This is a genomic window from Streptomyces phaeochromogenes, assembly GCF_001418655.1.
Taxonomy (GTDB): domain Bacteria; phylum Actinomycetota; class Actinomycetes; order Streptomycetales; family Streptomycetaceae; genus Streptomyces; species Streptomyces phaeochromogenes.
In genome coordinates, this window is record NZ_LIQZ01000155.1 from 1 (window position 1) to 21,646 (window position 21,646).

Annotated in this window: 15 protein-coding genes; 6 read left to right on the plus strand and 9 right to left on the minus strand. The window is 70.1% G+C overall.

Annotated features, from left to right (window positions below; translation table 11 throughout):
- Positions 1-50: 50 nt before the first annotated feature.
- A complete protein-coding gene (locus AOK17_RS21110; protein ID WP_055614076.1) occupies positions 51-464 on the minus strand; it encodes an organic hydroperoxide resistance protein in 414 nt (137 codons plus the stop codon).
- 127 nt (positions 465-591) lie between these two features.
- Between AOK17_RS21110 and AOK17_RS21115 the strand changes: the two genes are divergently transcribed.
- Positions 592-1,125, plus strand: coding sequence for a MarR family winged helix-turn-helix transcriptional regulator (locus AOK17_RS21115; protein ID WP_079053184.1), 534 nt, complete (start codon positions 592-594; stop codon positions 1,123-1,125).
- A gap of 39 nt (positions 1,126-1,164) precedes the next feature.
- Here the strand turns inward: AOK17_RS21115 and AOK17_RS52335 are convergent, their stop codons facing one another.
- Complete coding sequence (locus AOK17_RS52335) at positions 1,165-2,877, minus strand: glycosyltransferase family 39 protein (RefSeq protein WP_063997269.1); 1,713 nt, start codon at positions 2,875-2,877, stop codon at positions 1,165-1,167.
- A 102-nt stretch (positions 2,878-2,979) separates the two neighbouring features.
- On the opposite strand from AOK17_RS52335, the gene AOK17_RS21125 reads away from it, so the two are divergent.
- The 3 genes from AOK17_RS21125 to galE are packed head-to-tail and all read left to right on the plus strand — an operon-like array spanning position 2,980 to position 6,986.
- Positions 2,980-4,248, plus strand: a complete 1,269-nt coding sequence (locus AOK17_RS21125) for a glycosyltransferase 87 family protein (protein ID WP_055614077.1) — start codon at positions 2,980-2,982, stop codon at positions 4,246-4,248.
- A gap of 44 nt (positions 4,249-4,292) precedes the next feature.
- Positions 4,293-5,939, plus strand: a complete 1,647-nt coding sequence (locus AOK17_RS21130; protein ID WP_055614088.1) for a glycosyltransferase family 2 protein — start codon at positions 4,293-4,295, stop codon at positions 5,937-5,939.
- A gap of 54 nt (positions 5,940-5,993) precedes the next feature.
- On the plus strand, positions 5,994-6,986 hold the full coding sequence (gene galE / locus AOK17_RS21135) for a UDP-glucose 4-epimerase GalE (RefSeq protein ID WP_055614078.1): 993 nt from the start codon (positions 5,994-5,996) through the stop codon (positions 6,984-6,986).
- A gap of 86 nt (positions 6,987-7,072) precedes the next feature.
- Here galE and AOK17_RS21140 read toward each other — a convergent pair whose 3' ends face one another.
- Both AOK17_RS21140 and AOK17_RS21145 read right to left on the minus strand, forming a co-directional pair.
- The gene (locus tag AOK17_RS21140; protein WP_055517933.1) at positions 7,073-7,294 is read right to left on the minus strand and encodes a hypothetical protein; all 222 of its coding nucleotides are present in this window, start codon (positions 7,292-7,294) and stop codon (positions 7,073-7,075) included.
- A gap of 251 nt (positions 7,295-7,545) precedes the next feature.
- Positions 7,546-8,202, minus strand: coding sequence for a TetR/AcrR family transcriptional regulator (locus tag AOK17_RS21145; protein ID WP_055614089.1), 657 nt, complete (start codon positions 8,200-8,202; stop codon positions 7,546-7,548).
- A gap of 213 nt (positions 8,203-8,415) precedes the next feature.
- Between AOK17_RS21145 and AOK17_RS21150 the strand changes: the two genes are divergently transcribed.
- Positions 8,416-9,351, plus strand: coding sequence for an ABC transporter permease (locus AOK17_RS21150; RefSeq protein WP_055614079.1), 936 nt, complete (start codon positions 8,416-8,418; stop codon positions 9,349-9,351).
- Between the two features lie 121 nt (positions 9,352-9,472).
- The gene (locus tag AOK17_RS21155) at positions 9,473-10,216 is read left to right on the plus strand and encodes an ABC transporter ATP-binding protein (protein WP_107102463.1); all 744 of its coding nucleotides are present in this window, start codon (positions 9,473-9,475) and stop codon (positions 10,214-10,216) included.
- A 15-nt stretch (positions 10,217-10,231) separates the two neighbouring features.
- Here AOK17_RS21155 and AOK17_RS21160 read toward each other — a convergent pair whose 3' ends face one another.
- The 5 genes from AOK17_RS21160 to AOK17_RS21180 all read right to left on the minus strand — a co-directional run bounded on the left by AOK17_RS21160 (position 10,232) and on the right by AOK17_RS21180 (position 21,183).
- On the minus strand, positions 10,232-11,341 hold the full coding sequence (locus tag AOK17_RS21160) for a glycosyltransferase (RefSeq protein WP_055614081.1): 1,110 nt from the start codon (positions 11,339-11,341) through the stop codon (positions 10,232-10,234).
- Complete coding sequence (locus AOK17_RS21165; RefSeq protein ID WP_055614082.1) at positions 11,338-14,259, minus strand: bifunctional glycosyltransferase/CDP-glycerol:glycerophosphate glycerophosphotransferase; 2,922 nt, start codon at positions 14,257-14,259, stop codon at positions 11,338-11,340. The genes AOK17_RS21160 and AOK17_RS21165 overlap by 4 nt, the downstream gene beginning before the upstream one ends.
- 281 nt (positions 14,260-14,540) lie before the next feature.
- Positions 14,541-19,478, minus strand: a complete 4,938-nt coding sequence (locus tag AOK17_RS21170; RefSeq protein WP_055614083.1) for an NAD-glutamate dehydrogenase — start codon at positions 19,476-19,478, stop codon at positions 14,541-14,543.
- 436 nt (positions 19,479-19,914) lie between these two features.
- On the minus strand, positions 19,915-20,580 hold the full coding sequence (locus AOK17_RS21175; protein WP_055614084.1) for an HAD family hydrolase: 666 nt from the start codon (positions 20,578-20,580) through the stop codon (positions 19,915-19,917).
- 87 nt (positions 20,581-20,667) lie between these two features.
- A complete protein-coding gene (locus AOK17_RS21180; protein ID WP_055614085.1) occupies positions 20,668-21,183 on the minus strand; it encodes a DUF6912 family protein in 516 nt (171 codons plus the stop codon).
- Positions 21,184-21,646: the final 463 nt, after the last annotated feature.

Here is a 21,646-nt window from a genome sequence, read left to right on the forward strand (position 1 = left end):
GCAGCCCCCAGGGACGGGAACGGGTAGGGGCCGCGGGGGCGAGGAAAGGTCTACTCGACGACGAGCTCGACCGGAATGTTGCCCCGGGTCGCGTTGGAGTACGGGCACACCTGGTGGGCCTGCTCGATCAGCTTGCGGCCGGTCTCGGCGTCCACGGACTCGGGCAGCTCCACACGCAGCGTGACAGCGAGAGCGAAGCCCTCCCCCTGCTTGCCGATACCGACCTCGGCGGTCACCGCCGCGTCACTGACATCGACCTTCGCCGCACGCCCGACCAGCCCGAGCGCACTGGCGAAACAGGCGGAGTAACCGGCAGCGAACAACTGCTCCGGGTTCGTGCCCTGACCGTTGCCGCCCATCTCCACCGGTATGCCCAGCTCCAGGTCGAGCTTGCCGTCGGAGCTGTAGGCCCGGCCGTCACGGCCGTGGGTGGCGGTGGCGACAGCGGTGTAGAGCGCGTCCATGAAAACCATCCCTCTCAGGGTCAACGTCGTATCGGCGGGCCTTGGTCCGGCCCCCCTCACGACCACAACTATGGCACACAGTTAAGTTGTGCACAACTAAATGACGCACCCAAGGTACCCTGGACCCATGACCACGACGCCCGCACCCGACCCCGCCGTACAGGACCCCGTACAGCACCCCGTACAGCACCCCGTACGAGACGAGGACTTCCTCCGCCTCGACCAGCAGATCTGCTTCTCCCTGAACGCGGCCTCCCGCGCCTTCGGCGGCGTGTACCGGGTCGTGCTGAAGGACCTGGGGCTCACGTACCCCCAGTACCTGGTCATGCTCGTCCTGTGGGAGCACGGCGAGCTGCCCGTGAAGAAGGTCGGCGAGCACCTGCGGCTCGACTCCGGCACGCTGTCGCCGCTGCTGAAGCGCCTGGAGACGGCAGGCCTCGTACGGCGTGAGCGCAGTGCGCGCGACGAGCGGTCCGTGGTGGTCGGACTCACGGACGAGGGCACGGCCCTGCGCGAGCAGGCACTGCGCGTACCGCGCCGGATCGCCGCCGCGACGACCTTCGAGCTGGACGAGATCCTCGAACTGCGCGCCCGGCTCGACAAGCTCACGAACGCGCTGGACGCGGCGGCCCTGGACGAGACCCCGGGCTGCGGCGCGTAGCCACGGCCCGCCCGCGCGCAACACGCCACCGGCCGCCCCTCACATCGTCGGAGCCCTCCGCACATACAGCCGCAGGATCGACCCCTTCCGCACGAACTCCGCGCGCGGCACGAACTCCTCGCCCACGACGGTGAGTTTGACCCGCTCGGTCGGATCGCTCGGATACCAGGCCGGCTTCAGCGCGTACGGCTCGGCGACCACCCAGACACGATCCAGGCTGGCGAGTCTGTGGCGCAGTTCGTCCGGGCCGGTCTCGCGCCCGTAGAGCGTGCCGGAGACGGGTGCGGGTTCCTCCAGCGCGATGTCCCGCGTGCCATGGAACCCCTTCGGGTACGCCAGCGCGGAGCGCCTGCCGAGCGACGGCAGGAAGAGCACGGGGTCGCCCGGGTCCATCCGCTGGGCTGCCGCGGCCGAGACGACGGCGAGGTTGTCGGGGCGGCGGGCGGGGTCCCGGTCCTCCCGGAGGACCGGGAGCTGTGAGACGAAGGCGAGGGTGATGGCCAGTACGCCGGCCAGCGTTGCGGCGTACGGCACGCGGACGCCTCGTACGAGACCGGAACCGGGACCGCGATCGGAATCGGAGCCGAGGCCGGAGCCGGGGCCGGGGCCTGCGTCGGAAGCAGGATCGGGAGCGCCCCCGAGGCCGCCTCGCATCAGGCCGTCCGCCTCGCGCCGCGCAAGCCCCACCCGTCGTGCCGCCAGGACCAGCCGTTCCGCCCCCGCCGCCGCCAGCAGCGGCGCCCCGGCGAGCGCGTACAGCACATAGCGGTCGTCGTAGAGCGGCCAGTGGCGTGAGACCGCGATGAGGGCCGCGGGCGGGAGGAGCAGGAGGGGCAGGGCCACCGTGGGGACGGAGAGTTCGCCGCGGCGGGCCGGTGGGGTGAACGGGTGGCGCAGAGCGAGCGCGATCAGCAGCAGATACGGGCCGAGGACCAGCTGGGTCGGGCCCGTGAAGGAACGCAGCAGGCGTTCGACGGTGCCGCCGCCAGGGGGCCGGAGCCAGGCGACCTGCTCCGCCTGGCCGCTGGAGACCAGGGCGAGCGGCAGCAGGACGAGGAGGACGGCACCCGCGGCGCAGGCCCAGTCGCGCCACACGCGGCGGGGCATCCGGGCGAGGGCCAGGGTGGCGGCGTGCGCGAGCAGGATCAGTACCGCGAACTCGTGCAGCAGGACGGTGACGGCGACGACCCCTCCGTACGCGCACCAGCCGACCACGCGCGCGTGCCGCGCGAGCCGGCCCACGGGGACGTCTTCCTGGTCCTCATCGCCGCCCCCGGTCCCGTCCCCTCCCGCGTCGGCCGTCACCGCCCGCGCCAGCAGCAGCGTCGATGCCGCGACCCCGGCGGCGACCAGCGCGTACGAGCGTCCCTCCTGGGCGAAGTGTCCGGCCATCGGGGTCACGGCGTACAGCAGGCCCGCCCACAGGCCGACCCTCGGGCGGGCGAGCCGGGCCCCCAGGGCGGCGACCAGGCCCGCGGTCGCGGCGGCAGCGCAGAGCGAGGGGAGGCGCAGGGCGACCTCTCCGGGGTAGAGGGCGAGGACGGGGTGCATGAGGAGGTAGTACAGGCCGTGCACCGCGTCCACGGAGTGCAGGAGCTGCCAGATCTGCGGGAGCGAGCGCCGCGCCACCTGGAAGGTGACCGCCTCGTCGCGCCACATCCCGCCACGATCGATCCCCCAGAGCCCGATCCCGAACATGACGAGTACGGGTACGAGCACGGCGACGGCAACCTGCGGGCGCTTGACGACCATGCACCAGATTTTGTGCTATTAGTCAGCTTTCGCACGTCATTGACCCGTCATCAGACGTTATGTGCCTTCTTGCGGCTTACGATCCGTCGGGTGAAGCCCTGGATGAAGCCCCGCCTCCTCCCCGTCGCCGCCGGCTGGCTCACCACCCGCGCCCTGATGCTCTGGCTGCTCGCCCGGGACGGGCACGCCCCGCTGGGCATCGGCGGTGTCGCGCGCGAGGTGCACGAGCTGTACGCCCGCTGGTACGGCGTGCTCGCCCACGGCACGTTCCCCTCGGGCGACCGGCTGTGGCAGTACCCGCCGGGCGCGGGCCCGGTCCTGTTGTCCCCCGGACTGCTGCCGGGGCTGACGTACTTCCAGGCGTTCGTGCTGCTCGCGCTCGCCGCCGACGCCCTGGTCGCCGTCGCCCTCACGCGCGCGGGCACCCGGACGGGCCGCAGCCTGCGCGGCGTGGCCCTATGGATCGCGGGGCTTCCCCTTCTCCTGCATCTCCCGCTCGCCCGCTACGACGTGCAGGTCACCGCCCTCGCCGTCATCGCCCTGTTGACGTTTTCGCGCTCCACGCGCGCGTGCGGTGCCTTCGCGGCGCTGGGCGCTCTCGTGAAGGTGTGGCCCGCGCTGATCCTGATCGGCACCCCCAGGGGGCGTACGACGAGGGAGGTGTGGACCTCGGCGGCCGTCACCGCGGGCGTCCTGCTCCTCGCGCTCGCCGCGCTCTTCCGCCACCCCTTCGACTTCCTGCGCCAGCAGGGTGGCCGGGGCGTACAGATCGAGTCGCTCGGCGGGACGGCCCTCTCCTTCGCGCGGCACGCGGGCTGGCCGGGGCAGGTGCGCTACCGGTACGGGGCGATGGAGTTCACGGGGCCGTACGTCTCCACGATCGCCGCGGGGTCCCTGGCACTCACCGTCGCCGCCTTCGGGGCCCTGCTCCTGTGGCGTCTGCGGGCCCGGCACTGGACGCCGGCGACTCCGTACGACGCCGCGCTCTGTGCCGTGCTCCTGTTCACCGTGACGAGCCGGGTGATCAGCCCCCAGTACCTGGTGTGGCTGCTCGGTCTGGCCGCGGTGTGTCTGACCTCGCGGCACACCTCGCAGCGTCCGGTGGCCGTGCTGATCATGGTGGCCGCGGCGGCCAGCGCCCTCGCGTACCCCGTCCTCTACAGGGACGTCATGGACTGCACCTGGACCGGCACCCTGCTGATGTTCGTCCGCAACGGACTGCTCGTCGGGGCCGCCGCGCTCTCCTTCCGCCGCCTGTGGACCGCGGGAATCCGGCCGGCCGGCGTCCGGTCCACGGGAATTCGATCAGCGGAGACGGAACCTTCACACAATTCCCGTCATCTTCCCCACGAGACAGTAAGTACCTCTTAACGGAAAATTACCTACATCAGCCACCATTTCGGCCTGTGGAAGTCATGCGACCCATCCAAGCCATACCTCCCCACCAGTCACAGGTGTGCGTCGTGGTCATCGGGTACGACGACGCCGCCCATGTGACGGACGCGGTGCGCTCGGCCCTCGCTCAGGGGCCCGCCGTCCGCGAGGTGATCGCCGTGGACGACTGCTCGGCGGACGGCAGCGCGGACCTCCTGGACCGCCTCGCCCTGGACGAGCCGCGCCTGAGGGTGCTCCGCCGCAAGGTCAACAGCGGTGGCTGCGGCAGCCCCCGCAACGACGGGATCGACGCCGCCACGGCCCCGTACGTGATGTTCCTGGACAGCGACGACGTCCTGCCGCCCGGCGCCGTGGACGCGCTCCTCGACGCGGCCGTCGGGCGCGGGGCCGAGGTCGCCGCCGGCCTGTGTGTGCGCCGCGAGCTGCCGTCCGGCCGCGAGGTCCCCTGGCAGCCCGAGCTGTACGCCAGGGCCGCCCTGGTGAAGCACCCGTCCCGCCGCACCCACCTGGTCCACGACACCCTCTGCGTCAACAAGCTCTACCGCACCGACTTCCTGCGCGAGCACGCCATCCGCTTCCCCGAAGGCCGCTTCCCCTACGAGGACTTCGTCTTCACCGCGCGCGTGCTCGCCGCCGGTCCGCACATCGCACTGATCCCGGACACGGTGTACGTCTGGCACGTGCGCCGCGGCGCCGAGCGGCTGTCGATCTCGCTGGACCGGGCGGGCGTCGGCAACTGGCGGTCCAGGATCACCGCCCACGCCCTCTCGTACGACATCCTCCTGGCCGCCGGTGAGAAGCGGCTGGCGCGGGCGACACGCGCGCGGTTCCTCGACCACTCGCTGCGGATGTACGCGCGTGAGCTCGATCAGCGCGGTCCCGTGTACCGGAGGGAGTGGTGGGCCCTCACGCGCGCGTACCTCGCGACGTTCGACGCGGCCGACCTCGCGCTCGCACCGGCGCCGGGGCGGGTCGTCGCACAGGTCGTGTCGGCCTCCGAGGAGCCCCGCGACCTGACCCGCGTCAAGGAGGTCGCGGCGCGCCCGGCCCGGCTGCGGCCCCCGTACGCACGGCTCGCGGACGGCACGCCGGTCTGGTCCGCCGACCTGACCCAGGTGACTCTGGAGCACCTGCTGTTCCGGCCCGTACGCCTCCTCCCTGTGGCCATCGACGCGGAACTGCGGCCACGCGCGCGTGCCACCCGGCTTCGGCTGCGCCTGCACGAGCTGTACGGGCGGATGGCGGACGCGGCGCCGGCGACCGTGGACGCCGAGTTCGTGAACCGGCACGACGGGGCGGTCGGGCTCACGGTGACGGCCCGGTTCCTGCCGGACGACCCCGATCCCCTCGACGACGGCCCGGGCGACGACGGGGGCGCCGACTCCTGGACGGCCGAGGCGGCCGTCGACCTCGCGGCGCTCGGCTCCGGCACCTGGGACCTCCGCCTTCGTCTGCGCTTCCACGACGGCACGAGCCGCGAGACCACCGCGCACGCCGTCGCGGGCCCGGGCCTGCTGCGCCGGTCCGTCGTGCGCAACGGCCGGCACGGGCTGCTGCTCGTCCAGCCGTACGCGACCCACGCGGGCTCGCTCGCGCTGCGGCTGGCGCCCGGCTGGCGTGGAATGACCACCGTGGTGCGCCGCAGAATGAGGCGTTTGCTTCACTGACGGTCGGCTCGACCGAACGGCAGACGAACCGACACACGAGGGGACGGCCGATACATGACCTGGCTGATCACCGGCGGCGCCGGCTACATCGGGGCGCACGTCGTCCGTGCGATGACCGAGGCGGGCGAGCGGGCCGTGGTGTACGACGACCTGTCCACCGGGATCGCCGACCGCGTGCCCGACGGTGTACCGCTCGTCGTCGGCTCGACCCTGGACGGGGAGCGGGTGGCCCGCGCGCTCAACGACCACACGGTCACGGGCGTAGTCCACCTGGCGGCGAAGAAGCAGGTCGGCGAGTCCGTGGACCTGCCGCTGCACTACTACCGCGAGAACGTCGAGGGGCTGCGGGTGCTGCTGCAGGCGGTCACGGCCGCCGCGGTGCCGTCCTTCGTGTTCTCGTCCTCCGCGGCGGTGTACGGCATGCCGTCCGCCGCGCGAGAAGGGGCCCTGGTGACCGAGGAGACGCCCTGCGTGCCGATGAGCCCGTACGGCGAGACCAAGCTGGCGGGCGAGTGGCTGGTCCGCGCCACGGGCCGCGCCCACGGTCTGTCGACGGCTTCCCTGCGCTACTTCAACGTGGCGGGCGCCGCCGCGCCCGAGCTGGCCGACACGGGCGTCTTCAACCTGATCCCCATGGTCTTCGAGAAGCTCACGGAAGGCGTGCCCCCGCGCGTCTTCGGCGACGACTACCCGACCCCCGACGGCACGTGCGTCCGCGACTACATCCACGTCGCCGACCTGGCGGAGGCCCATGTGACGGCGGCCCGCCGGCTGGCCGCCGCTCCCGGCACGGACCTGACGCTCAACATCGGCCGCGGTGAGGGCGTCTCGGTCCGCGAGATGATCGACCGGATCAACGAGGTCACCGGCCACACGCTCGCCCCGACCGTCACCCCGCGCCGCCCGGGCGACCCGCCCCGCGTCGTCGCCTCCGCCGACCGCATCGCCGCGGAACTGGCCTGGAAGGCCAAGTACGACGTCCACGACATGATCACGTCGGCCTGGGAGGGGTGGGTACGGCTCCGTCCCGAGGCCCGGAGGGGTTAGGGGCTGGGCTCAGAAACACGCTCGCCGCGGGCCGGACATCGTCCGGGGCCGCGGCGAGTGCCTGACGGGTGTACTGACGGGATCCGTCAGAGCTTGTCCATACGGGTGTAGGGGCTGACGATACGGGCCTGGCGGGAGCCGAAGTCGACGAGCATCGCGATGCCCTCCTCGACGCCGACGATCCTGCCCAGGCCGAACTGGTCGTGCGTAACACGGTCACCCAGGGCGAAGTGCTTGGCGACCGGGACAACCGGAGCTTTGAAGGGACTGGTGGACAGGTGGCGCCGGGGCGCGGATGGCTTCGTCATCGTCAGTCCAGTATGCGCCCCCGAGGGCCTCGAAAGTGAGGCCCGGATGACAACGATCCGGACGCTACGGGGTTGACGCCCCTTGCCGGGGCACCCCGCAAGGGGTCCGGAGCTGCGACGATTCCTGGCTCCGTGGCATGAACGGGACCAGCCTCGGCCGACTTCCACCACCCGCACATGAACCCGGACTTCGTGACCCGGCGGCGCTTTTTCGACGCCCTTCGACGCCTCACAGGGGCCTTACGGCGTCTTTACAACGCCTTGAGCGCCACCGCCGTGGCCCTGGCCAGGCTCTCCAGGTACCCCTTGGGCAGCTTGGGGCTGCGGATCACCACCGAGCGCCAGTACAGCGGTCCGGAGATCAGGTCGAGGGCCAGCTCGTCGTCGATGCCCATCCGGACCTCGCCGCGCCGCTCGGCCGCGGCGACGATCCCGCTGGCGACGCCCTCCTGCCCCTCCCGCAGGGCCTTCTGCATGGCCTCGGCGATGTCCGGGTTGCGGGCGGCCTCGGCCTGGAGGTCGGGGATGATCTGCGAGGCGACAGGGTGACGCAGGGCCCGTGACGTGACCTCGTACAGGAGGCGCAGGTCGCCCTCCAGAGTGCCCGTGTCGGGCGCCGGCAGGCCCTGCACCGCGACGGCCGACACCAGGTCGAGCACCAGGTGCAGCTTGGAGCGCCACCGGCGGTACACCGCGGTCTTGCCCACGCCCGCGCGGCGCGCGATCCCCTCGATGGACATCCGCGCGTATCCGACGGCCGCGAGCTCCTCGAAGACGGCCGCCCTGATGGCCTCCGTCACGTCCTCCCGGAGCACCGCCGCCCCGGCGGGAGTCCGGCGGCGCGGCTGCTGCGGTCTCTCCGGTGCCCCTTCGGCGTTCGTCGGGGCCCCGTCGGCGTTCGTCGTCATGTCGAACAGCATAGGGGCGTGACGACGAAACGGTTGCGTTCCGACGTGAGATCGGCCTACGCTCACGTGACGACGATACGGTTCCGTCCCGACGTAAAGCGGGTCCCAGGTACGGGTAAAGACGGGCCCGTAGCGACGTAAAAGAAGCGTTCGCAATCCCTCGTTGGCACACCCCCTCCCACGAGCCCCGCGCTCCGAGCGAAAGCAGCGGATGTGAGTCAGGTCCTCCACACACCGCCCCCGGCACCCGACCCGGTGCCGGCATCGGCCGCCCCGCCCGACGACGCCGCGGCTCTGGCCGCCCGGTACGGCCTCACGGTCAGCGGCGCCCGCCCCTCGCTGCCCGCGTACGTCCGCCAGTTGTGGGCGCGCCGGCACTTCATCACGGCGTTCGCCACGGCCAAGCTCACCGCCCAGTACAGCCAGGCGAAGCTCGGCCAGGTCTGGCAGGTGGCCACGCCCCTGCTGAACGCGGCGGTCTACTACTTCATCTTCGGCGAGCTCATGGGCACGAGCCGGGGCGTCCCGGACTACATCCCGTTCCTGGTCACCGGCGTCTTCGTATGGACGTTCACCCAGAGCTCGATCATGGCGGGCACCCGGGCGATCTCCGGCAGCCTCGGCCTGGTGCGCGCCCTGCACTTCCCACGGGCCGCGCTCCCGGTGTCGTACGCCCTGCAGCAGCTCCAGCAGTTGCTGTTCTCGATGGCCGCGCTGTTCGTGATCCTGCTCTGCGTCGGCGTGCCCGTGAGTGTGTCCTGGCTCCTGGTCGTTCCTGCCCTGGCACTGCAGTTCGTGTTCAACGCGGGCGTGGCGATGATCATGGCCCGGATGGGCGCGAGGACGCCGGACATCGCCCAGCTGATGCCGTTCGTGCTGCGCACCTGGATGTACGTGTCCGGTGTCATGTGGAGCATCGACAAGGTGCTCACCGCCCACCAGGACATGCCGCACATCGTGCTGGTCGCCCTGGAGTGCAACCCGGCCGCGGTCTACATCGACCTCATGCGGTTCGCGCTCATCGACACCTTCCACGCGAGCCAGCTGCCCCACCACGTGTGGGCGCTCGCGGTCGGCTGGGCGCTGCTCGCCGGCGTCGGCGGCTTCATCTACTTCTGGAAGGCAGAGGAGACGTACGGCCGTGGCTGATCCCAACAACACACCTGTCCCCACGGTCGTCGCGGACCGTGTCCCCACCGTCGAGACCGCCGTCTCTGTCCCGACTGCCGGGTCGGACCTCGTCCCCACCGTCGTCGCCGACCGCGTCGACATCGTCTACCGCGTCAACGGCACGGGGGCCGGCCGCGGCAGCGCCACGGCGGCCCTGAACCGCATCCTGCGCCAGAAGAAGACCGAACAGGCCTCGGGCGTGCGGAAGGTGCACGCCGTGAAGGCGGTCTCCTTCACCGCGTACCGGGGAGAGGCGATCGGGCTCATCGGCACGAACGGGTCCGGAAAGTCCACACTGCTCAAGGCCGTCGCCGGACTGCTCCCGGTGGAGCACGGGCGGATCTACACGGACGGGCAGCCTTCACTCCTCGGTGTGAACGCCGCCCTGATGAACGACCTGACCGGCGAGCGCAATGTCTATCTCGGCGGCCTCGCCATGGGAATGTCCCGGGAACAGGTGCGCGAGCGGTATCAGGAGATCGTCGACTTCTCCGGCATCAACGAGAAGGGCGACTTCATCACGCTCCCCATGCGGACGTACTCGTCCGGAATGGCCGCACGGCTCCGCTTCTCCATCGCCGCGGCCAAGGACCATGACGTACTGATGATCGACGAGGCCCTGGCCACCGGGGACCGCTCCTTCCAGAAGCGGTCCGAGGACCGAATCCGGGAGCTGCGGAAGCACGCCGGGACGGTGTTCCTGGTGAGCCACAACAACAGGTCGATCCGGGACACGTGCGATCGGGTGCTGTGGCTCGAACGCGGCGAGCTTCTCATGGACGGGGCCACGGAGGACGTATTGAAGGAGTACGAGAAGTTCACCGCGGGCGGAGGCACGAGATAGGCCGGGAAGGCGCTGTCAGCGCTCCAGGAACGCGAACAGGTCCTCCCACTTCCTCACTATCTCGTCCGTCGTATAGCGCTGGATATTGATCCTCGCCGCATCGCCCATACCGTCCCGCAGTTCCTTGTCGGACATCAACGTGTCGAGGCGGCGGGCCAGTTCACCGGTGTTGCCCAGGGTGGCGAGCAGGCCGTCCTCGCCGTCGCGGACGATCTCGTGGACACCGGGAGCGCAGTCGAACGCGGCGCAGGGCACGGCGGTCGCCATGGCCTCCATGAGGGCGAGCGGAAAACCCTCGCCGCGGGAGGACTGGACGAAGACGGAACCGCCGCGCAGGGCGCCCGGCACATCGCTCGTACGGCCCATCCAGTCAACGGAGTTGTCGAGTCCGAGAGCCGTGCACTGCTTCTTGAGGATCTCCTCGTCCTCGCCCGAGCCGTAGATGCGCAGCCGCCAGTCGGGATGGCGCGGCGCGATCTCCGCCCAGGTGTCGAGGAGCATGTCGATGCCCTTCTGGTCGTGCAGCCGGCCGATGCTGATGACCGCCTTCTCGGTGCGCGGCGAGGGCACCTCGGGCATGAACGGCAGCGGATTCGGCAGATACGAGGCGTTGTTGAGGCCCTGTCCGATCCACAGGTCGGCGTCCTCGCGGGTCAGCGCCAGCATGCGGTCGACGTCCTTGTAGTACGTCCGCACCCGCTGGAAACGCGAGGACGCCTTCGAGTACTCGAAGGACTCGTGGCTCATGCCGATCACGGTCAGCCCGCGGGTGTCGGCCTGCGCCACCCACTCCATGGCCCATACCTGCGTGACGACGACGACCGCGCCGGGCCGCGCCGCCCGGAACAGCGCGGTGAGCCTGACGGCCTGCTCGCGCATGCTCGCCTCACGCGCCCGGCCGGGCCGGGGTGGCTGTCCGGCGTACAACGTCGTCATCGGGTAGGGCACTTCGCCGAGTTCCTGCACGACGCCGGGCGGGGTGATGCCGACGACATGGACGCGGTGCCCGCGCCCGGTGAGGAGCCGGGCCATCTGGTGCGACCAACTGGTCACCCCGCCCAGCTCGTTGACGCTGTTGGAGACGAAGAAGACGTCCCGCTGCGGATCGGTGCTCACGAGGGTCATCCACGCCTCCACTGCGCGAAGAACTGGTCGACGATGCTCTGGGCGGCGTTCCCCTTGTCGTACTCGCCGAATTCCGCCACGAACCCCTCCCGCGCCTCCGCGTACTTCACGGCCTGCTCGTCCAGCGAGGCGAGGGCGGTGTGCAGCTCCTCCTCGGTGCGCACGACCGGCCCCGGCGCCCGCTCCAGCAGGTCGAAGTAGGTTCCGCGGCCCTCGTGCACGTACTCCTCGTAGTCGTAGGCGAAGAAGAACATCGGCCGGCCGAGGAGCGCGTAGTCGAACATCACGGACGAGTAGTCGGTGATCAGCCCGTCGGCGAGCGCGAGCAGCGGGGTCACGTCGTGGTGTGCCGATACGTCGATGACGCGCCCGCGCACGGACGGCGGGAGCACGACGTGGTTGAGGTAGTGCGAGCGCACGAGCAGCACGTACCGGTCGCCGAACGTGTCGGCGAACCGCTCCACGTCGAAGGGCAGCTCGAACCGCCGCTGTCTGCCCCCGTGTTGACGGAAGGTGGGCGCGTAGAGCAGGACGGCCTTGTCACCGGGAATCCCCAACTCGGCGGCGAGCGCACCGCGTTCACGGAGACCGACTTCCTCCTCTCTTTTCCTGGCCTGCACGAGGGCGTCGTTGCGGGGATAGCCCACTCGCAACAGCGTCTTCTCCTTCAGGCGGAACGCCCGGGCAAGGGTGCGTACATCGTGCTCGGAGCGGATCAGGAACCGGTCGAAGCGGTCGAGGGTGCGCTGCTGTTCCGCCTGCTCGGGCCGGGTCCTGAGCTTCCACTCGGGCTCGTCGAAGCCCATCCGCTTGAGCGCCGAGCCGTGCCAGGTCTGGATGTAGGTCGTCTCCGGCCGCTTGGTGAGCTTGAGCGGATAGCTCTGGTTGTCGACCCAGAACTCGGCCTGCGCCAGCGCCTTCAGATAGGGCAGCGACCAGCGGCGTACAAGGGTCGCGTCGGCCGGAAACCCGGCAGGACCGCTGCCCGTGTACGACCACACGGCCTCGAACTCCAGCCCCTGGCGGCGCATCTCCTCGTAGATCGCCTTCGGGCTGTCGCTGTACTGCCGGCCCAGGTGGCTCTCGAAGACGACGAGTCCCTTCTTCACGGGCAGCCGGCTGAACACCTCGTGGTAGAGGCGGATCTTGGTGTCACCGGAGGTGAGCTTCCTGCGCACCGCCTTCGCCTTCCGGTAACCGGACTTGGCGAACCGGCCGGGCGCGCCCCGCACACCCCGCTCGACGAGCGCGTCCACCTTCTCGCGGGTCACGATCCGGAAGGAGAGATGGCCGCGCGAGGAGATCTCGGGCGTGACGTGGTCGGCGACCAGCCGGGTGAGCCGGGGCCGCACGGGCAACTGCCCGTCGGCCAGCCCGGGTTCGGAGGCGGTGAGGCGGGTGGTGGTGCGGGCGCCGTCGACGTCGAGATGCAGTCGTACGTCCCACACCGCGTCCACGATGCCCAGCGGCCGCAGCCCGCGCGCGAGGTCGGCCGACGCCTCCCAGGCGATGGCCTCGCCCTCGTGCCGCAGCGTGGCGACCGGGAAGCGGAAGATCTGGAACCGTACGCCCTTGCGGCGGGCGGCGAACTCCAGCTCGCCGGTGAGCCTGGCGCCGGGCGGGATGACGCCGAGGGGGTTGGTGATGCGCCCGGCGAGCCGGACGGTACCGGCCTGCGCTTCCTCGTACCCGGTCAGGACGTTGCGCAGGAACATCTTCTCGACGGGCTTGACGTGATAGCCGAGTTCGGTGACGTCGAGGACGTGCCGGGCGAAGTCGCCGTCGGGGTCGCCGTCTCCGTGGCCGTCGAGGTGTTCGGCACACCAGTAGATCCGGCCGTCGCGTTCCACCATCGGCGAGGAGATCTTGTCGCGGTTGGTGAGGGTGTCCACGGCCGGCAGGAGGTTGTCCCAGTCGCTCTTCTGCAGCAGATAGGCGCAGATGGCGTGGATGGGCTCCACCTCGTCGAAGGCGGCGCGGTCGATGGACTCCAGGTAGTCGCGGGCGATCGCGGCGAACTCCTCCCGGTAGGAGGCGTCCCGGAACGGCAGGTCACGCAGGTGCAGCACCAGGTCGTGCTTGAGGAACTTGACGTCCTTGTGGAACTTCAGCTCCAACAGGCCTTTGTCGGCGAGGAGTTGATCGACCCGCCGATGGATCTCCATCCGGTGCGCGAAGTTGGCGATGTCGGCTCGCCGGTTGCTGATCGACTTGGCCACGGCCTTGTCGACGACGTTCCAGTCGTAGACGCGGTTCGGGATGAGGGTGATCCGGCGGGCGGCGGCGTAGGCCTGCGCGGAGAAGAGCAGGTCCTCGTAGTGAATGCCGACGGGGAATTCGAGCCCCTGCTCGACGAGGAACTCTCTCCTGTAGCACTTGTTCGTCGAGAGGGTGTCGAAGACCAGCAGGTCGGGCAGCTCGGAGATCGACTCCAGGGTGCGGGTGCGGGCGTACAGCCAGGGGTACCACTTGACCTCCTTGCCGTTCCGCGAGTCCACGTGCACCCGCACGCACATCCCGGAGACGAGGTCCGCGCCGGTCGTCTCGGCCGCCTCCAGCATGTTCCGGCAGGCGTTGCGCTCCAGTACGTCGTCGCTGTCGAGGAAGAGGACGTAGGTGCCGCGCGCCTGGGCGATGCCGTGGTTGCGGGGAGCCCCGCATCCTCCGCTGTTCCGCTCCAGCCGGAAGGCACGTACCCGGCCGGGGTACTCGACGGCCAGCCGCCGTGCCACGTCGTACGACCCGTCCGTGCTCCGGTCGTCCACGATCACGACCTCGACGTTCCGCAAGGTCTGCTCCAGCACGGAGCGCACGGCCGTGGGCAGCCGTGCCTCGTCGTTGTAGACGATCACGACGACGGACACGTCCGGCGCGACGGCCGACGCGGGAAGCGGCACGGGAAGCGATTCCTCGTTCATCCTATTTATCCTAAGTGTCCCTCGCTGGACCCTGTACGGGGTGTAGGCCGCTTGGGGGCCACTTAGGTAGATGTAGATCGAGAGGCCCGGGTTGCTCCGGAGGGATTTCGCCCCCGGACCCACCTGAACTTCAGCCCGTCCGGCGTTTGAGGACGAGCGCGGCAGCGCGATGCGGGGGTCTGGGGGCGGCAGCCCCCAGGGACTGGACGGGAAGGGGCGGCGGGGGCGAAAAAAAGGGGGCGCCCCCAACCCGCAGGGCGCCCCTCTCCTCTCGCGAGGTACTACGACCGCGTACGCAGCATCGTCCGCATCGTCCTCATCGCGACCGACAGATTCGCAAGATCGAACGCCTCGGACCCCTGGATCTCCTCCAGAGTCGCCCGCGCTCGAGTGAGAATCGCCGTGTTCTTCTCCTCCCACGCCTTGTACCGCTGCTCAGGCGTGGACCCCCCGTTCCCGACGGCGAGGACATCGGCGGTCAGCGCGGCATGCGCCGCGTACAGGTCCTCACGGATGGACGCCCGCGCCATGGACTGCCACCGATCCGCCCGAGGCAGCTCGATGATGCGGTCCATGAGCTGCGTGACCCGCAGCCGGTCGGCGAGGTCGTAGTAGACCTCGGCGACGTCCATCGGGTCCTTGCCCACCCGGTCCGCCACCGCGACGACGTCGAGCGAGGGGAAGGCGGACGAGAACCCGGCCACCCGCTGGGCAAGCTCGTCGGGCACCCCGCCCTCGGACAGCTCGTCGTAGATCTGCTGGTACCACTCCAGATCCGCGCCCCGCAGCAGCTTGGGCAGCTCGGCCCAGACCCGCGTGACGCCCTCCCGGAAGAAGTCGATCGTCTCGGCGAGCTGCAACGGCTGCGGCCGGTTGTTGAGCAACCACCGCGTCCCCCGCTCGACGAGCCGCCGCGAGTGCAGCCGGATCCGGGTCTGGACACCCGCGTCGACCGTGTTGTCGAGCGCCTCGACGGCGTCCCACACCTCGCTGGAGTTGAAGATCGCACGGGCCGCGGTCTGCGCCCGGACGATCTCCTCCAGGGAGGCCCCGGTCTCCTCGCGGAGCCGGTGCAGGAAGCTCGTACCACCGGTGTTGACCGTGTCGTTGACCAGCACGGTCGTGACGATCTCGCGCGACAGCGGATGGTTGTCGATCTGCTCGATGAACTGCTCGCGCAGCGCGGTCGGGAAGTACGCGTGCAGCAGGCTCCGCAGATACACGTCGTCGGGCAGCGACGTGTGCAGCAGCTCGTCGGAGACCGTGATCTTCGTGTACGCGAGGAGGACGGCCGTCTCCGGCGAGGTGAGGCCCTGCCCGGTGCCGAGCCGCTCCCGGATCTGCCGGTCGGTCGGCAGGAACTCCAGCGCCCGGTCCAGATGACCCTCGCGGACCAGGTGGCGCATGAAGCGCTGCTGGGCGTGGAGCATGTCCTTGGACTGGGCGAGCGCGTTGGCCAGGGCCGTGTTCTGCGCGTAGTTGTTGCGCAGGACGAGCGCGCCGACCTCGTCGGTCATCTGGGCGAGCAGCTTGTTGCGCTGCTTGACGGTCATGTCGCCGTCCGCGACGACCGTGTTGAGCAGGATCTTGATGTTCACCTCGTGGTCGGAGGTGTCCACGCCCGCGCTGTTGTCGATGGCGTCCGTGTTGACCTTGCCGCCGGCCTGCGCGAACTCGATGCGGCCGAGCTGGGTGAGACCGAGGTTGCCGCCCTCGCCGACGACCTTGACCCGGAGGTCTGCGCCGTCCACGCGGATCGCGTCGTTGGCCTTGTCGCCGACGTCCGCGTGCGACTCGGTCGACGCCTTCACGTACGTACCGATGCCGCCGTTCCACAGCAGGTCGACCTGCGCCTTGAGGATCGCCCGCATCAGGTCGGCGGGGGTCATCTTGGTGATGTTGCCCTCGATGCCGAGGGCCTCGCGGATGTGGCTGTTGAGCTGGATGGCCTTGGCCGTACGGGGGAAGATGCCGCCGCCCTGCGACAGCAGCGTCTTGTCGTACTCCTCCCAGGAGGAGCGGGGCAGCTCGAACAGCCTGCGCCGCTCCGCGTACGACGTCTCCGCGACCGGGTTCGGGTCGATGAAGATGTGCCGGTGGTCGAAGGCGGCGACCAGCCGGATGTGCTCGCTGAGCAGCATGCCGTTGCCGAACACGTCACCGGACATGTCGCCCACGCCGACGACCGTGAAGTCCTCGGTCTGCGTGTTGACGGCCAGCTCCCGGAAGTGCCGCTTGACGGACTCCCAGGCGCCGCGGGCGGTGATGCCCATCTTCTTGTGGTCGTAGCCGGCCGAGCCGCCGGAGGCGAAGGCGTCCCCGAGCCAGAAGTTGTAGCTCTCCGCGACGCCGTTGGCGATGTCGGAGAACGTCGCCGTGCCCTTGTCCGCGGCGACGACGAGGTACGTGTCGTCCTCGTCGTGCCGTACGACGTCGGCGGGCGGTACGACCTCGCCGGCCACCATGTTGTCGGTGATGTCGAGCAGCGCCGAGATGAAGGTCTTGTAGCTGCGGATGCCCTCGGCCAGCCAGGCGTCGCGGTCCACGGCCGGGTCCGGCAGCTGCTTGGCGACGAAGCCGCCCTTGGCGCCGACGGGCACGATGACGGTGTTCTTGACCATCTGCGCCTTGACCAGGCCGAGGATCTCGGTCCGGAAGTCCTCACGCCGGTCGGACCAGCGCAGCCCGCCTCGCGCGACCTTGCCGAACCTGAGGTGGACGCCCTCGACGCGCGGCGAGTACACCCAGATCTCGTACGCCGGACGCGGCGCGGGCAGGTCCGGGATGGCCTGCGGGTCGAACTTCATGGAGACGTACGTGTGCGGCTCGCCGCCGCCCGCCTCCTGGAAGAAGTTCGTACGCAGGGTCGCCTTGATGACGGTGAGGAAGGAGCGGAGGATCCGGTCCTCGTCCAGGCTGGCGACCTGGTCGAGGGCGGCGTCCAGCTCCTCCAGAAGGGCGTCGGTCAGTTCGAGGCCGGCGCGCTGGCGATCCGGCGACATCCGCGCCTCGAAGAGCGAGACGAGCAGCCGGGTGGTGTGGACGTTGTTGCGGAGGGTGTCCTCCATGTAGTCCTGGCTGAACGTCGAACCGGCCTGCCGCAGGTACTTGGCGTACGCGCGCAGCACCATCGCCTGCCGCCAGTTCAGCCCGGCGCTCAGGACGAGCGAGTTGAAGCCGTCGTTCTCGGCCTGCCCGGTCCAGGTCGCCGAGAAGGCCTCCTGGAACCGCTCGCGGCCGTCGTCACCGAGGTGGTCGCCGTTGCCGCTGCCCGTCTTGGGCAGGCGCAGGCCGAAGTCGTAGATCCACGCGGACGCGCGGTCCGAGCAGCGCAGCTCGTACGGGCGCTCGTCGGTGACCTCGACGCCGAGGCGGGTGAGGACCGGCAGGACGGCGGAGAGGGAGACCGACTCCCCGGTGCGGTAGATCTTGAAACGGCGCTCGCCGGGGGCGGCCCCCACCGGCTCGTACAGGCTGAGCGCGAAGTTCTTGCCGTTGCCGAGCTTCTCCAGGTGGACCAGGTCGGCGACCGCGGTGCGCGGGTTGTGGTCGGCCTTGTAGCCCTCGGGGATGGCGTTGCCGTACCGGCGCAGCAGTTCGGCCGCGCGCTCCTCGCCGCACTCCGCGTTCAGTGCCTCGGCGAAACCGTCGGCCCAGGAGCGGGCGGCCTCGACGAGCCGCGCCTCGATGCGGTCCTTGTCGGCGTCGCTGAGCTGCGGCAGCTCGGTGCCCTGCGGGACCCGGACCACGAAGTGCAGCCGGGAGAGGATCGACTCGGTGTTCCAGGCGGTGAAGTCGACGCTGATGCCGCCGAGCTCCTCCTTCAGGATGTCGATGATCCGCAGGCGCACGCCGGTGGTGTAGCGGTCGCGCGGGAGGTAGACGAGCGCCGAGTAGTAGCGCCCGTACTCGTCCTGCCGCAGGTAGAGCCGCAGGCGCCGCCGCTCCTGGAGGTACAGGACGGAGGTGACGATCGACCGCAGCTCGTCGGGCGGGGTCTGGAAGAGCTCGTCGCGCGGGTACGTCTCCAGGATCTGGAGGAGGTCGCGCCCGTCGTGGCTGTTGGGCGAGAAGCCGGCGCCCTTGAGGACCTCCGCGACCTTGCGCCGGACGACGGGGACGCGGCGGACGGACTCGGTGTACGCGGCGGAGGAGAAGAGGCCCAGAAAACGGCGCTCGCCGATGACGTTGCCGTCCTGGTCGAACTTCTTCACGCCGACGTAGTCGAGGTAGGAGGGCCGGTGCACGGTGGCGCGGCTGTTGGCCTTGGTGAGGACCAGGAGCTTGTGCTCGCGGGCCTTGGCCCGGGCGTCGGCGGGCAGCCGCTCGAAGGACGGGCTGACCGGGTGGCTCTCGTCGGTCGCGTGGTGCGGATCGGAGCGCAGGATGCCGAGTCCGGTGCCGGGGACGGCGGCGAGCGAGTCGTCCTCGCGCAGCTCGTACTCCCGGTATCCGAGGAAGGTGAAGTGGTCGTCCGCGAGCCAGCGCAGCAGCTCACGGGCCTCCTCCACCTCCTGGTCGCGCAGGTCGTCGGCGGTCGGCTCGGTGGGCAGCTCGTCGGCGATGCGCAGCGCGGAGTCGCGCATCTTCTCCCAGTCCTCGACGGCCTCACGGGCGTCGGACAGGACGCGCACCAGGTCAGCGGTGATCTGCTTCAGATCGGCGCGGTCGGTCTCACGGTCGATCTCGACGTGGATCCAGGACTCGACGAAGGCGTCGTGGGGCAGCTCGCCGGCGGGCCGGGTCTTCAGGACCTCGATGAGCTTGCCGGTGAGGTCGCGCCGCACGATGACCTGCGGGTGGATGACGACATGGATCCCGCGGCCCTGCCGGGACAGCTCGTTGGTCACGGAGTCGACGAGGAAGGGCATGTCGTCCGTGACGACCTCGACGACGGAGTGGCTGCAGGTCCAGCCGATCTCCTCGACCGTCGGGGTGTGGACTCTTACGTTGGCCGTGCCCTGAGGTCGGTTCTCGGCCAGCCGGTAGTGCGAGAAGGCGGCTCCGAAGACGTCGTCCGGGTCTCGGTCGGTGAGGTCTTCAGGGGCGGTGTGCAGGTAGTAGCGCTGGAGGAACGCGAGCAGGGTGTCCTGGTCGGGAGCGCTCGCGCCCGTCTTCCCGGTCGGCAGGTGAAGATTCCCCCCGACAGGGCTGTTCTCAGCTACCCGGGCGGCCCGTTCGAGCAGCTCGGCCTTGGCTTCGTCCAGCTTGGTCTGCATTGTCCTCTGGCTCCTGTCGCGCGCCGTTGCGTGACGTCGTAGAACGTGAAGTGACGTAGCGCCGCGACGCGGGGTGTCCGGTCTCGTTCGACGCTATGCCGCGATGAGAGATGAGCGGGGCGTTATCGGCCATTCTTGGCGGCTCCGGAGGCTGTGACGCTGCTCTCGGTGCACCTGCGCCTGCCGCGTATGCGGTGGTTTCTGCGCTTCCCCGCCCGGGGAGACCAGCGACCGCCCGGTCACGGATGTCGTCCGTGCGTTCCGGGCGCAGGGCAGGGGCGACAAGGCCCCCGCGACGTATCGCGCTGATCACGGCACAAGGCTATCGCTCTCCACGGGGCCCCCGTCATGAGCCGTATGTGTACAAAAGAGGGGTCCCCTTTTTGACACTCTGCACAGTTTCCCCCGCCCCGGGGAGCGGCCTGCGGGCAAAGCCTCAGGCCGCCAACCGCTCGGCCTCCGCGACGGCCTCCTCCAGGCTGTCCACCACGGGCACCCCGACGCCCTCAAGGCTGGCCCGGCTGTGCGACCCGCCGGTGTAGAGCACGGCCCGCGCGCCCACGTGCAGCGCCGCGACCGCGTCGTCCGCCGCGTCCCCGATCACCACCGTACGAGCGGGCTCCACGCCCGTCAGCGCTCCCACATGGCGGACCATGTGCTCGGCCTTGCTGCCCCCGGACGGCCCGGTCCGCCCGTCCACCCGTATGAAATGGGGCTCGATCCCGAACCCCCGCACCAACGGGACGAGCTCGTCGTGCCCGTACATGCTCAGGATCGACTGACTGCGACCGGCCGACGCCCACTCGGCGAGCAGCCCCGGCACCCCGTCGGTGAGCCCGCAGCCCACCCGGTGCTCGGTGTAGTACCGGTGGAAGGTCACGTCCATGACCTCCCACTCCTCGTCCGTGGGCAGCCGCCCTATCAGCCGCTCGTAGAACTTCGGCACCGGTACGCAGTACAGCTCCCGGTAGCGCTCCAGCGTGATCGGTTCCATGCCCAGCTCGGCGAACGCCGCGTTCGTCGCGCCGATGATCGCCGTGTTGTCGTGGAACAGGGTTCCGTTCCAGTCCCAGACAATGTGTGCCGCTCCGTGCATCCCCATACCAAAAAAATACCCGGCCACACTGACAACACATCCTGCGTGCTTCCGCGCGCGCCCCCAAAAGCCGTGACCGGGCGGCCGGGCCCGTCAGTCGCCCAGCCCCACCAGGTTCGGAATCTCCTGCGTGGCGAACCACAGCAGCACGTGGTCCTCGGCCCCGTCCACGACGAACTGCGCGTCGTCGTCACCCCGGTCGGCCGCGCCCAGCACGTCCACGGCCGCCGTCACGTCCGCCTCGGCCTCGTCCGAGTCGAGATGCACGGCCGCAGCCTTGGCCAGCGCCACGGCCCCGCCGACCCGCACCTCACCGAGCGCCGAGTGATCGAGCCCCCGGTCGGGGTCGGCGACCGCGGCCCCGTCCGGCACGTCCACGGCGACGACGACGCGCCGGCGCGGGGCTCCGGGGTCGAGCGCGACCAGCCGCAGGGAAGCGAGCGCGGCCCGGTTCAGCGCCGCGTACTCAAGTTCCTCGATGTCGTCGGACAGGTACCACTCCCGCAGCGCGGGCGTGACGGCGTACGCGACGAAGGGCCCCGACCCCAGCTCACCCGTCTTGTACGCCTCGGCGAGACCGGAGAGGGTCAGGGGGACGTAGACGCGCATGGCTGGCCGCTTTCGTAGTCGGATCCGGCAATCGGATCGCGTGGTCGGATCTCACTGCCGGGTTTCACCGTCGGAGGCCTCCAAGAGGGTGGCTTCGCGTCTCCCGGAGGGCCTTCAGGATACGTGCGGGCGTCCCCTTTCGAGTCCCGGCCGCCCCTCCGGAGGCGTCCACCACGGGCCTCGCACATCACCCGGTACACCCCGGCCCCGCCAAGCCTCCTGCCCTTCCCCGTCACCCTGATAGGTGAAGATTCCGGCGCCCCCGACGCGCGCCCAGCGTCCTTGCGGCTGCCCACCCCGGCCTCGTACAAGATCCCCAACGGAAAGTTACCGACCGGTATCCAGTCGGTCCGACGGAATGGGGCTCCCGCCATGAACAAGGTGATGACCAGGACGAAGCGCACCACGGGCGCCCCGGGCACCCGCCCACCCGTACGCCACGACACGCGCCGCCCGGGCGGCG

What these genes read in the sequence shown, in the direction of transcription:
- AOK17_RS21170 (WP_055614083.1), bottom strand. Translation starts at nt 19,478, where the DNA reads ATGCAGACCAAGCTGGACGAAGCCAAGGCCGAGCTGCTCGAACGGGCC.
- AOK17_RS21115 (WP_079053184.1), top strand. Translation starts at nt 592, where the DNA reads ATGACCACGACGCCCGCACCCGACCCCGCCGTACAGGACCCCGTACAG.
- AOK17_RS21110 (WP_055614076.1), bottom strand. Translation starts at nt 464, where the DNA reads ATGGACGCGCTCTACACCGCTGTCGCCACCGCCACCCACGGCCGTGAC.
- AOK17_RS21125 (WP_055614077.1), top strand. Translation starts at nt 2,980, where the DNA reads ATGAAGCCCCGCCTCCTCCCCGTCGCCGCCGGCTGGCTCACCACCCGC.
- AOK17_RS52335 (WP_063997269.1), bottom strand. Translation starts at nt 2,877, where the DNA reads ATGGTCGTCAAGCGCCCGCAGGTTGCCGTCGCCGTGCTCGTACCCGTA.
- AOK17_RS21175 (WP_055614084.1), bottom strand. Translation starts at nt 20,580, where the DNA reads ATGGGGATGCACGGAGCGGCACACATTGTCTGGGACTGGAACGGAACC.
- AOK17_RS21180 (WP_055614085.1), bottom strand. Translation starts at nt 21,183, where the DNA reads ATGCGCGTCTACGTCCCCCTGACCCTCTCCGGTCTCGCCGAGGCGTAC.
- galE (WP_055614078.1), top strand. Translation starts at nt 5,994, where the DNA reads ATGACCTGGCTGATCACCGGCGGCGCCGGCTACATCGGGGCGCACGTC.
- AOK17_RS21160 (WP_055614081.1), bottom strand. Translation starts at nt 11,341, where the DNA reads ATGACCCTCGTGAGCACCGATCCGCAGCGGGACGTCTTCTTCGTCTCC.
- AOK17_RS21130 (WP_055614088.1), top strand. Translation starts at nt 4,293, where the DNA reads ATGCGACCCATCCAAGCCATACCTCCCCACCAGTCACAGGTGTGCGTC.
- AOK17_RS21140 (WP_055517933.1), bottom strand. Translation starts at nt 7,294, where the DNA reads ATGACGAAGCCATCCGCGCCCCGGCGCCACCTGTCCACCAGTCCCTTC.
- AOK17_RS21165 (WP_055614082.1), bottom strand. Translation starts at nt 14,259, where the DNA reads ATGAACGAGGAATCGCTTCCCGTGCCGCTTCCCGCGTCGGCCGTCGCG.
- AOK17_RS21145 (WP_055614089.1), bottom strand. Translation starts at nt 8,202, where the DNA reads ATGACGACGAACGCCGACGGGGCCCCGACGAACGCCGAAGGGGCACCG.